Source organism: Hornefia porci (genome assembly GCF_001940235.1).
GTDB lineage: Bacteria > Bacillota > Clostridia > Peptostreptococcales > Anaerovoracaceae > Aminicella > Aminicella porci.
The window spans coordinates 692,734-706,949 of sequence record NZ_MJIE01000001.1 but is presented as its reverse complement, the minus strand read 5'-3'; the positions used below and the strand labels follow the sequence as shown (position 1 = coordinate 706,949).

Annotated in this window: 15 protein-coding genes and 3 tRNA genes; all 18 read left to right on the top strand. The window is 50.6% G+C overall.

Annotated elements, in window-relative coordinates:
* Window positions 1-19: 19 nt before the first annotated feature.
* The 18 genes from BHK98_RS03355 to BHK98_RS03275 all read left to right on the top strand — a co-directional run bounded on the left by BHK98_RS03355 (window position 20) and on the right by BHK98_RS03275 (window position 14,023).
* Window positions 20-481 carry a cell division protein ZapA gene (locus BHK98_RS03355; RefSeq protein WP_075712182.1) on the top strand — a complete coding sequence of 154 codons (462 nt, stop codon included), beginning with the start codon at window positions 20-22 and terminating at the stop codon, window positions 479-481.
* Window positions 482-484: 3 nt separating this feature from the next.
* A complete protein-coding gene (locus BHK98_RS03350; protein WP_075712181.1) occupies window positions 485-2,869 on the top strand; it encodes an endonuclease MutS2 in 2,385 nt (794 codons plus the stop codon).
* Window positions 2,870-2,886: 17 nt separating this feature from the next.
* On the top strand, window positions 2,887-3,354 hold the full coding sequence (locus tag BHK98_RS03345; RefSeq protein WP_075712180.1) for a 2-thiouracil desulfurase family protein: 468 nt from the start codon (window positions 2,887-2,889) through the stop codon (window positions 3,352-3,354).
* Window positions 3,321-5,042 (top strand): arginine--tRNA ligase, encoded by a 1,722-nt coding sequence (gene argS, locus BHK98_RS03340; RefSeq protein WP_075712179.1) that lies wholly within the window; start codon window positions 3,321-3,323, stop codon window positions 5,040-5,042. The genes BHK98_RS03345 and argS overlap by 34 nt, the downstream gene beginning before the upstream one ends.
* Before the next feature lie 103 nt (window positions 5,043-5,145).
* Entirely contained in the window at window positions 5,146-6,018 is an 873-nt protein-coding gene (locus tag BHK98_RS03335) for a radical SAM protein (protein WP_075712178.1), read from the top strand.
* Complete coding sequence (locus BHK98_RS03330; RefSeq protein WP_075712177.1) at window positions 6,018-7,532, top strand: B12-binding domain-containing radical SAM protein; 1,515 nt, start codon at window positions 6,018-6,020, stop codon at window positions 7,530-7,532. Before BHK98_RS03335 ends, BHK98_RS03330 begins: the two co-directional genes overlap by 1 nt.
* Complete coding sequence (locus BHK98_RS03325; RefSeq protein WP_075712176.1) at window positions 7,533-8,561, top strand: tetratricopeptide repeat protein; 1,029 nt, start codon at window positions 7,533-7,535, stop codon at window positions 8,559-8,561.
* 9 nt (window positions 8,562-8,570) lie between these two features.
* Window positions 8,571-9,512 carry an AEC family transporter gene (locus BHK98_RS03320; protein WP_075712175.1) on the top strand — a complete coding sequence of 314 codons (942 nt, stop codon included), beginning with the start codon at window positions 8,571-8,573 and terminating at the stop codon, window positions 9,510-9,512.
* Window positions 9,513-9,596: 84 nt separating this feature from the next.
* On the top strand, window positions 9,597-9,893 hold the full coding sequence (locus BHK98_RS03315) for a NifU family protein (RefSeq protein ID WP_075712174.1): 297 nt from the start codon (window positions 9,597-9,599) through the stop codon (window positions 9,891-9,893).
* Entirely contained in the window at window positions 9,890-10,174 is a 285-nt protein-coding gene (locus BHK98_RS03310) for a hypothetical protein (protein WP_075712173.1), read from the top strand. Before BHK98_RS03315 ends, BHK98_RS03310 begins: the two co-directional genes overlap by 4 nt.
* 186 nt (window positions 10,175-10,360) lie before the next feature.
* Window positions 10,361-10,435: transfer RNA gene (locus BHK98_RS03305), tRNA-Asn, on the top strand.
* A 10-nt stretch (window positions 10,436-10,445) separates the two neighbouring features.
* Window positions 10,446-10,534 (top strand) — tRNA-Leu (locus tag BHK98_RS03300).
* Between the two features lie 44 nt (window positions 10,535-10,578).
* Window positions 10,579-10,654, top strand: a tRNA-Met gene (locus tag BHK98_RS03295).
* Between the two features lie 642 nt (window positions 10,655-11,296).
* Complete coding sequence (locus BHK98_RS13455) at window positions 11,297-11,464, top strand: hypothetical protein (RefSeq protein WP_158024450.1); 168 nt, start codon at window positions 11,297-11,299, stop codon at window positions 11,462-11,464.
* Between the two features lie 74 nt (window positions 11,465-11,538).
* Window positions 11,539-12,117 (top strand): hypothetical protein, encoded by a 579-nt coding sequence (locus BHK98_RS03290; RefSeq protein WP_075712172.1) that lies wholly within the window; start codon window positions 11,539-11,541, stop codon window positions 12,115-12,117.
* A complete protein-coding gene (locus tag BHK98_RS13940; RefSeq protein ID WP_143404521.1) occupies window positions 12,110-12,316 on the top strand; it encodes a ParA family protein in 207 nt (68 codons plus the stop codon). Before BHK98_RS03290 ends, BHK98_RS13940 begins: the two co-directional genes overlap by 8 nt.
* 161 nt (window positions 12,317-12,477) lie before the next feature.
* Window positions 12,478-13,518 (top strand): helix-turn-helix domain-containing protein, encoded by a 1,041-nt coding sequence (locus BHK98_RS03280; RefSeq protein ID WP_075712170.1) that lies wholly within the window; start codon window positions 12,478-12,480, stop codon window positions 13,516-13,518.
* 1 nt (window position 13,519) lies between these two features.
* Window positions 13,520-14,023, top strand: coding sequence for a PIN domain-containing protein (locus BHK98_RS03275; RefSeq protein ID WP_075712169.1), 504 nt, complete (start codon window positions 13,520-13,522; stop codon window positions 14,021-14,023).
* The last annotated feature ends 193 nt before the right edge of the window (window positions 14,024-14,216 follow it).

The window sequence follows — 14,216 nt, the reverse complement described above, 5'->3', positions numbered from 1 at the left end:
AAAGAAAAAAGGAGAAACCATGGGTGACAAAGTAGAAGTTAAGATTTACGGACAGACCTACAGTATTTCCGGAGATAAGACTCAGGAGGAAATCGAGAGAATCGCGGATTATGTGGATGATCGTATGCACCTTGTTTCCAAAGTGATGGGACGGAACGGCACCGGCGCTGTCGCGGTGCTGTCCTCCATCAACATTGCGGAGGAGTATTTTGACCAGCAGGAGGAAATGGAGCGGCTCCGCGTCGCGAATCAGCAGCTGGAGAGAGATTCCGCGCATTACATCAAGCTCTGGGAGGACGCGAAAAAGAATTACAAGCAGACCCGGGAGGCGATGGAAAAGCTGAAGCTGGAGGGACAGAAGGAAGACAAGCGGTTCCAGGAGCTCCAGGCGAAATGCTCCGAGTTTGAGAATCAGATCTTCGATCTGCAGATGGAAAACATCCAGCTGAAAAGTCAGATAGAAAAGCTTCAGAAGGGCTGATGAATGAACGAAAAAGCGATCGATATCTTAGAGTACAATAAAATAAAAGAGCTTTTGAAGGACGAGGCCGGCTGTGAAATGGCGAGGGAAATGGCGCTTTCTCTGACGCCGGAGACAGATTCCCGGAGCGTATCCGAAGAGTTAAGGTCAACTACGGAAGCGGTTGACCTTATTGTGCGTAAAGGGCCGCTGCCCGTCGGCGGCATTTATGATATCGCCGGGATCGTTTCTTTTGCGCGGAAAGGCGGCTGCCTGACCATGAAACAGCTGCTTCAGGTTCACTATGATCTGGCAGCGGCCTCCAACGTGCTCCGGTTTCTGAAGGAGGACGTTCCCCCGGTTCCGCTGATTTCGTCTCTTGCGGAGCTGATTGTGCCGCATCCGGGGCTTGAGGCGGATATCGACCGCTGCATCCTGTCGGAGGATGAGATGGCGGATAACGCGTCTGCGGAGCTCCGCGGGATCCGCCGGAGCATCCAGCGGCAGAATGAGTCCATTCGCAGCCGCCTGAACCAGATCGTGAACAGTCAGGCGAACAGACCATATCTTCAGGACAGTATCGTGACGATCAAGGGCGGGCGGTATGTGATTCCGGTGAAACTGGAGCACAGGTCCAGATTCCCGGGAATCGTGCACGACCAGTCGAAGGGCGGCGCGACTCTGTTCATTGAGCCTCAGGCTATCGTGAACATGAATAATGAGCTGCGTGAGCTGGAGCTTGCGGAGCAGGCTGAAATTTCCCGTATTCTGCAGAAGCTTTCCGATCAGGTAGGGGAGTGCTGCCATGATTTGCGCAATAATCAGGAGAATCTGGTGCGCCTGGACTTTATAATGGCGAAGGGGAAGCTTTCCCTCCGCATGAAGGGCGAGGAACCGAAAATCAGCACAGACGGTGCGCTGGTGATCCGGGAGGGGCGCCACCCGCTGCTGGATCCGGACAGCGTCGTTCCTGTTTCAGTTTCCATCGGGGAGCAATACCGCACGCTGGTGATCACAGGACCCAACACAGGAGGGAAAACCGTGACGCTGAAAACCATCGGCCTTCTTGCGCTGATGGCGCAGAGCGGTCTTCATATTCCCGCTTCGGGACAGAGCCGGGTACCGGTGTACAGTGAGATCTTCGCAGACATCGGCGATGAGCAGAGCATCGAGCAGAGCCTGTCCACTTTTTCTTCGCATATGAAAAACATTGTGGAAATCGTCGGGCGGGCAGGAGAGAATTCTCTGGTGCTTCTGGATGAGCTGGGCGCGGGAACAGACCCGACAGAGGGAGCAGCCCTCGCCGTCGCGATCCTGGAACGGCTGTTTCGCAGCGGGGCGCAGACGGTGGCGACGACCCATTACAATGAGATTAAAAAGTACGCGCTTTCCACTGACGGCGTGGAAAACGGCTCTATGGAATTCGATGTGGAAACCCTGAGTCCGACCTACCGGCTGCGGCTGGGAACGCCGGGGAAGTCGAACGCCTTTGAGATTTCCGGCAAGCTGGGGCTGCCCGGAGATATTGTGGCCCGCGCCGGAGAACTGATCGAGCGGGGAGATCTCGAGTTCGAGGACGTGATCTCCGCCATCGACAGGGACAAAAAAAGAGCTGAGGAAGAACTGGCCGAAGCGGAACGGATCCGTGCCGAGGCGGAACAGATAAAGGCGCGACTGACAGAGGAACAGGCGGAATTCAGGAAGAAGAGGGAAACTCTGATGGCTGACAGCCGTCAGGAGGCCCGAGAGATGCTCCGGGAAGCCAGAGCCACAGCGGACGAGGTGCAAAAGGAGCTCCGGGAACTGTCCAGGATGGACAGCCTGGGAGCGCGGAACAAAGCCTTTGACCGCAATCGCCGCAGGCTGAAGGAAAATGAGAAAAAATACGCTGAACGTGTGATCCGTCAGGTCAACAGCGCACCTGTCAGTGCGTCTCAGCTGAGGGTCGGCGATCGGGTCCGCGTTCTGTCACTGGACCAGAACGGAGAGGTGCTCACACTGCCCGACGACCGGGGAGAACTTCAGGTGCAGGTCGGCATCATGAAGGTGACAGTAAATCTGGACGATCTGATGCTGGTGGTAGACGGAAAGAAGACGAAGGCGAAGAAGCCCGCTGCGCGGAAAAGCTACGGGGGCATGATGAAGCGGAAGACGGAGTCGGTTCACAGCTCGGTAAATGTGCAGGGTGAAAATCTGGACAGCGCGCGGATGGACGTGGATAAATACATTGACGACGCGTATATGGCCGGGCTGAAGGAGGTCACGGTCATTCACGGCCGGGGAGAGGGAATCCTGCAGAAGGGGCTCCGGCAGTCGCTGAAAAGAAACCGGCATGTTGCATCGATCCGCCCCGGCAATTATAATGAGGGGGGAGAGGGCGTGACCATCGTCACCCTCAGAACAGATTAGACAGAGTAGGGAGAAATATGTATATCATAAGCAGCTGCCTGCTGGGCAATAATTGTAAATACAACGGAGGAAATAACCGGAACGGGGATGTGATCCGGTTTTATCAGACGCATTCCTGCTGCGTGGTATGTCCGGAGACTGCGGGAGGCCTGCAGTCTCCCCGTCCGCCGGCGGAATATTCCGGGGAACGGATCCTGGATCGAGCCGGAAAAGACGTGACCGAGGCCTTCCGGCGCGGTGCGGAGGAATCCTGGAAGCACGTTCTGCGCCAGGCGGAGAAGCGACGAGAGCCCGTTGAAGGGGCCGTATTGAAGGGAAACAGTCCATCCTGCGGAAGCGGATCGATCTATGACGGAACCTTTACCGGAACGACGATCCCGGGCGACGGATGTTTTGTACGAATATTAAAAGAGCATGGAATAGAAGTAATATCGGAAAAGGAGATCGACAGATGGTTAACTACAAAGAAGAAATATCAAAGATAATCGCCGGACAGGTCAGCGAGCTGAGCGAGGAGGACGCTCTGGAGCTGGTCGAGATCCCGCAGGATCCGGCAATGGGAGATTACGCATTCCCGTGCTTCCGCCTGGCAAAGCTTTTGCGCAAGTCTCCGCAGAGCATCGCGGCAGACATCGCTCAGGCGATCGCGGACCGGCCTTTGTTCGAGAAGGTCGAGCAGGTCAACGCATATGTGAATATGTTCCTGTCCAAGGAAATGTATACCAGGTCAACCCTGGAGGATGCGATGGACGGGGAGAACTTCGGAAAGACGAATGTGGGCGACGGAAAGCTTGTGATCGTGGAATATTCCTCGCCGAATATCGCCAAGCCGTTCCATATCGGTCATATCCGCAGCACCGTGATCGGAAATTCCATCAATCTGATTTACCGGGCGCTGGGTTACAAAGTCAGACGGCTGAACCATGTGGGCGATTACGGCACCCAGTTCGGGAAAATGATCGTCGCGTACCGGCATTGGGGAAATGAGCAGGACGTGAAGGATAATCCAATTACCACTCTGCTGGGATACTATACGAAATTCCATGTGGAGGCGGAGAAGCACCCCGAGCTGGACGATGAGGCGAGAAAGGCTTTCGCGGATCTGGAGAAGGGGCAGGAGGAGGAAGTTAAGCTCTGGAAGTGGTTCCGGGAGGAATCCATGAAGGAGTTCAACCGCGTGTATAAGATGCTGGACATCGAGTTCGACGAGGTGGACGGTGAGAGCTTCTATTCCGATAAGATGCAGCGCTTCATCGATGAGCTGAAGGAGAAAGGGCTGCTGGAGGAATCCAGAGGCGCGCAGATCGTGGACCTGGAGGAGTACGGCATGCCGCCGGCGCTGATCACGAAATCAGACGGCTCCACGCTGTACTGTACGCGTGATATTGCCACCGCGGTGTACCGGAAGGAAACCTACGACTTCTATAAGAACATCTATGTGGTCGCCTCGCAGCAGAACCTGTATTTCCAGCAGTGGATGAAGGTCGTGGAGCTGCTGGGCTATGACTGGGTGAAGGACTGCATTCACGTGCCGTTCGGAATGGTCAGCCTGGAGGACGGAACCATGTCCACCCGGGCCGGCCGCGTGGTCTTCCTGGAGGACGTTCTGAACAAGGCGGTTGAGAAGACCCGGGAGATTATCGCAGAGAAGAATCCCGCTGCGGATGAGGCGTTCATCGACGATGTGGCGCATCAGGTGGGAATCGGTGCGGTGATCTTCCAGGAGCTTTCGAATAACAAAATCAAGGACTATGTGTTCAAGTGGGACAAGGTTCTGAACTTTGACGGAGAGACCGGCCCGTACGTACAGTACACTCACGCTCGCTGCGCAAGCGTGCTCCGCAAGGCGGGCGAAGAAACTGTGGCGAAGGCGTGGAATCTGGATGATGTGGACTTCAGTTATCTGAACAGCGACAGTGCGTACGCTCTGACCCGTCTGCTGTACGCTCTTCCGCAGACTGTTGTGGAAGCCGGCGAGAAGTTCGAGCCTTCCATCATCACCCGTCATATTGTCAACATCGCTCAGGCGTACAACCGCTTCTATCATGATGAACACATTCTTTCAGAAAATGAAGAGGAGCGGGTGGCCAAGGTTGCACTGACCATCGCAGCCAAGAACGGAATCCGGAACGGTCTGGCGCTGCTGGGAATGAAGGCGCCGGAACGCATGTAATCCGGACGGGGATTTTGTGGTCTGCCGTGACAGACCGTGCGGAACGCCGCAGCGTGCGGTACAGTTCCGGACTGAATCAGACAGAAACGAAATGGAGTAAATTTTGAGATACGAAGGAGATATCTACCGGCCGCCCAGCGAGGCTTACAGTCTGCTTGTCCAGGTAACGGTCGGCTGCACACACAACAAATGCACATTCTGCAGCATGTTCAAGAACAAGAAGTTTCATCTCAGGAACATGGATGAGGTCATGGAGGATCTGGAAGAGGCCAGGAGGCTTTACCGGCATGTAGAGCGGATCTTCCTGTGCGACGGGGACGCGTTGTGCCTGTCCAACCGGAAACTTCTGGTGATTCTGCAGAAAATTCGGGAGCTGTTTCCGGAATGCCGGAGAGTAAACGTTTACGGAAACGCCGCCGATGTGCTTCACAAAACGCCGGAGGAGCTGCGCGAGCTGTACGAAAACGGAGTGCGCATGATTTATATCGGCGCGGAGTCCGGGAGCGAAAAGGTTCTGAAGGATATCTGCAAGGGCGTGACCGGAGAACAGCTCATCGAGGCGGTTCACAAAATTGAGGATTCCGGGATCCAGGCGTCAGTCACCTTCATTTCCGGACTGGCCGGTAAAGACGGCTGGCGCGAGCACGCCATTGAAAGCGGCAGAATGATCAGCCGGATGAATGCGTCCTATGTGGCGCTTCTGACGCTGATGGTGGAACCCGCGGCGCCGCTCTATGAAAAAATCCGGAGCGGTGAGTTCAGGCTGCTGTCGCCGGAAGAGGTGATCGCGGAAACCTGCCTGATGATCGAGAACATGAATCCGGAGAAGCCGTGTGTGTTCCGGAGCAATCATGCCTCCAACTATCTTTCACTGAAGGGCACGCTTCCGGAGGACAGAGAGGCGATGCTCGCGAAGCTGAGAAGGGCCATGGAGGACAGCGGAATGCTGAAGGATGAAAGGTTTAGGATGCTGTAATGAGAATTCTTCTGACGACATTAAATTCGAAATATATCCATACGAATCTGTCGCTGAAATATCTCTATTCCGTAGTGGCGGATTCCGGGCTGGATGTGGAGCTCCGCGAATTTACCATCAATAACGAACGGGATCTCGTGTTCGGAGAAATCATGCGGGGCGGATATGATCTGGTGTGTTTCTCCTGCTATGTCTGGAATATAGAACAGATCCGCTCTTTGTGCAGCGACCTGAAAAAGGCCCGCCCGGATCTCCGCATCCTTCTGGGCGGACCAGAGGTCAGTTATGAAAGCGAGAGGTTTCTTCGGGACAACCCGTGGGCCGATTTCATCATCCGCGGAGAGGGCGAAAAGCCGTTCTCCCAGTTCTGCCGCGAGCTGATTTCGGGGAACAGGGACTTCAGCAAGGTCAGCAGTCTGACCTACTGGGGTCTGGACACGGTTATTTCCAACGAGGCGGGCTCGCTTCCCTATATGGACCGGCTCCCGTTCCCCTACACATATCTGGAGGTGGAGACGGACAAGATCGTGTACTACGAATCCGTCCGGGGATGCCCGTTCCGCTGCTCTTACTGTATTTCCTCCGTGGACAGCACGGTGAGGGAGCTTTCCCTGGAGCGTGTGCGCAGGGATATCGGGTATCTGATGTACAAAAATATCCGTCAGGTGAAGTTCATTGACCGGACCTTTAACTATAACAAAGCGCGGGCCGGAGAGATCTGGCAGTATATCATCGACAAAGACAACGGAACCACGAACTTCCACTTTGAGATCTGCGGAGATCTTCTCGATTCGGATTCCTTCCGGATCCTGTCCAAAGCGCGGAAGGGGCTTTTTCAGTTTGAGATCGGCGTGCAGTCGGCGAACCCGTACACTCTGAGGGAAATCAGCCGGAAGACCGAAACCGCCGGGGTCCTGCAGAACATCAGCAAGCTGATGGAACTGGAAACCATCGAGGTTCACGTCGACCTTATCGCGGGACTGCCCTGTGAGGATTACCGGTCCTTCGCGGAATCCTTCGACCGTGTGTATGCGGTTCATCCGTCGGTACTGCAGCTTGGGTTTCTGAAGCTCCTGAAGGGCACGAGGATCCGCAGGGAAGCAGAGAGGCACGGGTATGTTTACAGGAACAAAGCGCCATACGAGGTGATCAGTAACAAATACATGTCCGCCATTGATTTTGTCAAGCTGAAGATGGTCACGACTGTGCTTGATCTCTACTACAACCGGGGCGGATTTCAGCGCACGCTGGAATTCCTCATTGAAGACATGGAAGTCACTCCGTTCCGCTTCTTTGAGCGGCTGGCGGATTTCTATTATTCCGGAAAATATCATATGGCTTCTCATAAAAAGGAGGATCTGTACCGGATTCTGTACCGGTTCGCCATGAAGCAGGAGGCGAAATTCAGCGGAATCTCCACGAGAGCAGAGCATTTCCTGACGCTGGATCTGATGGACACGCTGAATCCGGAGGTCGTCCGACGGTTTATGGAGAAAGGATGGGAACTGAAGTAAATGGAAAAGGAACAGCAGTTTAAGGATCGCATCTCAGATTATCTGATTCCCCGCATTGAAGAGGGATTTCTGTTCGACGAGCTTTCGGACAATTATCTGAACCGGGCCGGTATCGGGGACATTATGAAGGACGTTCCGGTTCCAATCCGCAGAGCCGAGCTGGATCAGGGTCTCTCGACACTGGCCATCGCCCGGAACATGGCGTATGTGATCGGGTGCGACATCAACTTCCGTTACGCGGAAAATTACAAGGCGTATATTCTGAGAACCTTCACGGCAGATTTTGTAAAACCCCTGATTAATGAAGGCGTGGATCTGGCGGCGCATGACAGCTATGAGGAGGCGTGTATCCTGTTCCGGGCCGCAATCCTGCTGGATCCGGAAAACCGGGATGCGTTCTACTGCTACGGGCGCGCGTGCAAAGACGCCTACGAGAACGGGGAAGGCGAGGAATATGTGGGGCGGTTCAAGGCCGAATCGCTGGAAACCTTTGAAAAGCTTACATTGAAGGCCCCCGACTACGATATGGGCTTCTATTTCCTGGGATTCGGATATATCAATCTCGGGCTGTACATCAAGGCAAAGCTGACCTGGGACCGCTTCATGGAGCTGTCGGAGGACGGCGAGCTTCGGGCGGAAATCCGGGGGCTTCTGGATAAGCTCACAGAGCCCTGCAAAATTGAAGAGGGATATAACGCAGTGCTCAGCGGACGTTATGAGGAGGGTATTGCGATTCTGTCGGATTATGAAGACGACGAACGGTTCAATACCTGGTGGCCGCTGTGGTATTATCTTGGCGTGGCATATAAAGGCCTTGAACTGCCGGAAGAGGCGGAGCAGAGGTTCCTGCGGGCTCTGCAGTATTCTCCCAGCAATACCGATGTGATGGGGGAACTCGTGGAAATCTATGACGCCTGCGGAAACGAGGAAAAGAGGCTCAAATACGAGAAGAAAATCCGGATTGTACGGGAAAACGCGGAAAAAGACAGAGAAGAGAAAAGAGCGGCGGTCATGCCGGGGCTTTCCTGAGGAGGGGAAATGGCGACAGTTTTTCTGAAGGTTATTATGATTTTCTGCATCGTTGCCGTAGGCTACGCCGCGAACAAAGCAGGTGTTCTTCCTGTAGAGTCGAACAAGTATCTGGTCAATCTTCTCCTGTATATATCCATCCCGGCCATGATTATCGATTCCATGTCGGAAAATCCGCTGACGCCGGAAATGAAACGGGCGACATTAGAGGTGTTTCTGGGAACGCTGATCTGGTTTTTCGCTGTATGGCTGCTGGGTCTTCTGGTACTGAAGATACTGCGGTATCGGCCGCCGGAGGATCAGGGGGTCCTTCTTGCTCTGATGTCCAGCGTAAACAGCGGATTTATGGGATTTCCCGTTACGGCGTCGATTTTCGGCAGCCAGGCGCTGTATTTCATGGTCATCGAAAACTGCACCTGCGTTTTCTATCTCTATTTCCTGCAGGTTTTGCAGTTGAATTACGGCACAAAAAAACGGGCGGACATTCGCGCGGTGTTCCGCTCTCTCTGCAACATGTGTATGCTGGCGGCACTGATAGGACTGGTCCTTCTGATTACAGGAATACGGCTCCCAGAAATCGCCTCGGATTTTTTCGGAATTCTGGCGGACGCAACAGTGCCGGTCTCTATGATTGTGCTGGGAATCCAGCTGAGCAACAGCAATCTGAAATCCGCCTTCACCGATCGGAAGCTTATTATTGTCTGCCTTGTCAACGTGGTGCTTGTGCCGGTGCTGACATTCCTGGGCTGTAACTGGCTGCCTCTCACGAACTGGGCCAAGCTGACGCTGGTGTTTGCTTCGGCTTTTCCGGGCGCGGTGATTTCCGTTGCGATTGCCGCCAGGGAAAACAAAAATGCAGACCTGATGGCGAAGGGCATCGCGATGACGACGCTGATGTCGCTGGCAACTCTGCCGGTGGCCGCCATGGCGCTGATGGAGCTGTATATGTAGGCGGCCGGAGCCGCAGCATGGAACGCGCATGAAACGCATACAGAACGCGTATGGAGACACGGAAGGAAAGGAAACGGTGCTGCTATGGCGCAGAACGAGAAAAGAGAACAGATACAGACGCTTATCGATGAGAAGATAAATCCGGTGCTGGAGAGCCACATGGGCGGCATGGAAATGCGGGATTACAAAGACGGCGTTCTCACAGTGCGGTTCACCGGCGCATGCGGCGGCTGCTATGCGGCGGAGGACACGCTGGAGAACGTTGTAAAGGAAGTTTTCCGCCGGGAGATGCCGGAAATCAGGGAGATCCTGCTGGACAACTCCGTGGATGAGGACATGATGGCCTTTGCCCGTTCGCTGATGAAGGGCGGCGGGCGATGACTGCGCCGGAGCCTGTGACGATCGGCGTCAAATTCTGCGGAGGATGCAATCCACGATACGACAGAGGCGCACTTCTGCAGAAGATCCGGGACGCGCGGTCTGACTGGGCGATTGATATCGCTGAACCGGGTACCGTCTACAAATATCTTCTGGTAATCTGCGGATGCACCAGCGCCTGCGCGGATATTTCAGAACTGACCGCGGAGCAGATCTGCCGAATCACCGCACCGGAGGATGCCGCGGAGGTCATCAGATCAGCGTGCAGTGAAACCGCCGAATAACGCTGTGCAGAACATTGAAACATGGAGATAGGGAAGCGGATTACGATATGAAAACGGCCGAAATCTGACGTTTTTGCTGAGCGCGGAATAACGGTGGAAGAATACCCAAAAATATCAAATTTTCCTGTTGACAAACCTACCGTTTATGCTATATAATACTAACTGTTGCGGACAAAGTAACGTTATTCCGAGGTAGCTCAATGGTGGAGCAACCGGCTGTTAACCGGTAGGCTGTGGGTTCGAGCCCCACCCTCGGAGCCAATTTTTTTCTGCCGGCGTGGCGGAATTGGCAGACGCCTGGGACTTAAAATCCCATGGGTAGTAATACCCGTACCGGTTCGACCCCGGTCGCCGGCACCATTACTATCACACAGAATGGGCGTCACAGCAACACAATATGATATCGCGGGGTAGAGCAGTTGGTAGCTCGTCGGGCTCATAACCCGGAGGTCGAAGGTTCAAGTCCTTTCCCCGCAACCATGTAATAAAAAGACGGTGGTTTGTACCATCGTCTTTTAATTACATCGATTAATCGAAAGGACTTGAACCTGAAAAGGCCACGGCGTGAAGCTCGAACGTCCGGTGGACGTTCGGGCAGCCGTGTGTCCAAGGCCGCTGCAGAGAGTGGCCGCAGGACGGCGGATGCGTAAGCATACGCGCCAGTCCTTTCCCCGCAACCATGTAATAAAAAGACGGTGGTTTGTACCATCGTCTTTTAATTACATCGATTAATCGAAAGGACTTGAACCTGAAAAGGCCGCGGCGTGAAGCTCGAACGTCCGGTGGACGTTCGGGCAGCCGTGTGTCCAAGGCCGCTGCAGAGAGCGGCCGCAGAACGGCGGATGCGTAAGCATACGCGCCAGTCCTTTCCCCGTAACCAAGGATTCACACTCGGAGCAAATGCTCCGAGTTCTTTATTTTCAAGGGAAGTCAGCATTTTCAATGGTTTCATCGATTTCAGCAAATCAGAAAAACTGTGCATATGAGGGCACCTGAGGGCTTCTGAGAGCCCCTGAGTTCATCCATACATAGTTATTTGTGGGGACAGAATGTGCGATTTTCTGTTCATTGCATAATTCCAATAGCAAACTGTTTCGGTTACAATATCTTCGGGAGGTGGAAATGACGAGAAAGAATAAATACTTGGTTCCGATGGATGATGATATACATGATCTTACTCTATACAGTCTAATCAACTGGAAAAACGCACTTACCAGAGAAGGTAAATATACCGATGCTATTGATGATGCTCTTATCAAGTTCCTGAATGCAAAACGTAAATATATATAAAAGTTTCCTCACTATACATGACCACGCCAATACGGGTGTGTTTTTTTTATTTTCAAAAAACAGGAGGAAACAAAATGGAGAACAAAAAAATCGAAAGAGAAACAGTTATTGCAAATGAAAAGGAAATGAAGGAGAAAATCAGAGATTTATCTGGAGTAGTTGCAGAGGCAGTTGAACTCTCAGCAAGAGAAACCTTTTATACACTTCACGGCGAGTATGAAGACGGACTCCATATATTCAATGGTTACGTGAATCTGTTTGAGGAGCTGATGAAAATCTCACCGGCACATGCAATCAGCCTTATCGATATTCTTCTGATTGATCATGATTACTCTTTCATTCCTGAACAGCTCAGAGTGCTTTGCAGAAGAAATAATGATGCAATTGACAAATTCAATGACAGCTTCAAAAAATGTGCTATCGAAGCCTTTATGGATGAGCTGGATATGGCAGATGCAGAATATGAGGACGAATTTGAAGATGACGAGGACTCATGTGAGTGTGAATGCTGCAGCTGTGATAGCTGTAAATGCCAGCATGAAATTGAGGAAATCGCATTTTCCTTTAAGGTTGGTGATCAGATAGCTGAAGGCACACTTCATCCTTGTGAATGCAAATGCTGCGATGACAAAGGGTGTGATGAGGATGAGTAAGGTCATTTCAATCTGTACACAAAAAGGGGGTGTAGCCAAGACGACGAGTACCACAAACCTTGGAGTAGCACTTGCAAGGCAAGGTAATAGAGTACTGCTTGTGGACTTTGATCCACAGGCAGACCTTACCATATGCTTCGACTACACAAATCCTGATGCATTGGACGTAACCATATCAACCAGTAAGAATAATATATGAAGACACAGAAGGGGCACATAATTACGTGCCTCGTATACATAGTATAATACTAATTATGAAAAATGAATTCAAAACGTGTTTACTTTTTTTGAAGAAATGATAAAATATAAACAGAATAAATTGCGCCATGTAATCTTAAAGAGCAAGGAAGGAGGCGAAAAATGTTTAATAAAAACTTAAAATATTACAGATTAAAGAATAATTTTACAAAGACAAAACTTGCCTCTATGGTAGGTGTTTCAACTATGGCGATTACTCATTATGAAAGCGGCGAACGTAGACCTGATATGCCAGTAATTAAATTATTAGCTGAAGCATTGAATGTTAAGGTTACTGACTTTTTAGTTTCAAGAAATGAGAATCTTGTTTTTTCACATGAGGAGTTCCGTAAAAATGGGAAGCTAAATAAATCTCAACAGGATTATGTCAGGGAATCCGTTGAAGAGTATTTTAGCAGGTTTTTTGAATCTGTTGAACTTTTAGGTGGAGAAGTTCTTCCTGAAGCCCCAAGAATCAATACAGTGGATCTTAGTGAGGATATTGAAGAAAATGCGTTACGATTAAGGCGATATCTAAAGCTTGCAGAGAGTGGACCAGTTGGAAATTTAATGGAACTACTTGAAAACAAAGGTGTATTGGTTTATATGATCGATATAGAGAATGATGGTTTTTCTGGCATTAATGGTACAGTAAATGACCGCCCATATATTGCCGTTAATAAGAATATGACTGCTGAGCGATTGAGAACCACTTTAGGTCATGAACTTGCACATTTTGCCTTTAAGTGGCCTGATGAAATGGATGAAAATCAGAAAGAAAAGATGGCTACAGCTATTAGTGGTGCATTTTTGTTGCCAGAAATTGATGCTAAAAGAGAGCTTGGAGTACACAGGAAATCAATAAAAACTGACATGTTTATGATTTGTGAAGAGTATGGTGTAGCCATGTCCTTGTTAGTAATGCGTGCTAAAAATTGTGGTATTATTAATGAATCGGTTTGTAGAAACTATTTTATTAATTTGAACAGAACAGGTGGAAGAAAAAATGAAAAGTCAAGGATTCCTATGGAAAAACCTTCTTTATTTCCTCAACTTGTTTATAGGGCGGTGAATGAGGACGAAATAACAATTCAGAAAGGTGCAGAACTATTACAAATACCATTTGAAGAAGTTGCAAATCATTGTTGTTTTGTAGGAGCATAGAATGGAATATATAAGTAGTGACACAAATGTTTGGATAGATTTTTTGACAATAGACAAAATTAATCTGCCATTCCTGCTTCCATATGTATTCTTAATGAATAGCGATGCTATTGGAAACGAACTTGTAGAACCAGAGGGTTTGGGAGAACGGTTAATTGAGCATGGATTGGTTCCTACAGAAATGACAACAGAAGAATTTTTTCTCGCAGAAGAGTTAAATATGAAATATGCAAAGCCATCAGTATTTGATTGTGTAGCACTTGCAATCGCTAAAAATAGAGAAATTGTATTATTATCTGGTGATGGACCACTCCGAAAAGCTGCGGAAAAGGAGGGTGTTGAAGTAAAGGGGACACTAGGAATACTGAAAGAGCTGTATGATAATTTCTATATTGATAAAGAAGAATACTTGTCTTGCTTGAAAAAGCTGCAGCATTACAATGGTGGAAAGGTCAGATTACCATCAAGAATTATTGAACTGATGATAGAACAATTAATTGAGTAACAGTAAATTACGGGTAATCAAAGTTTTTTAGGGTTTGTCAAAGTTTTTTGGGGGAAAGCATTAGGGTCAGATGTCATTCGTTATGGTCTGTCGTTAGGGACAGTCTGTGGGGTCGTTCATTAGGGGCGAACTATGGGGTCTGAACAAACAAGAACTGAACGGAAAATCAAGCGGAGGATCGATAAGTGATCTC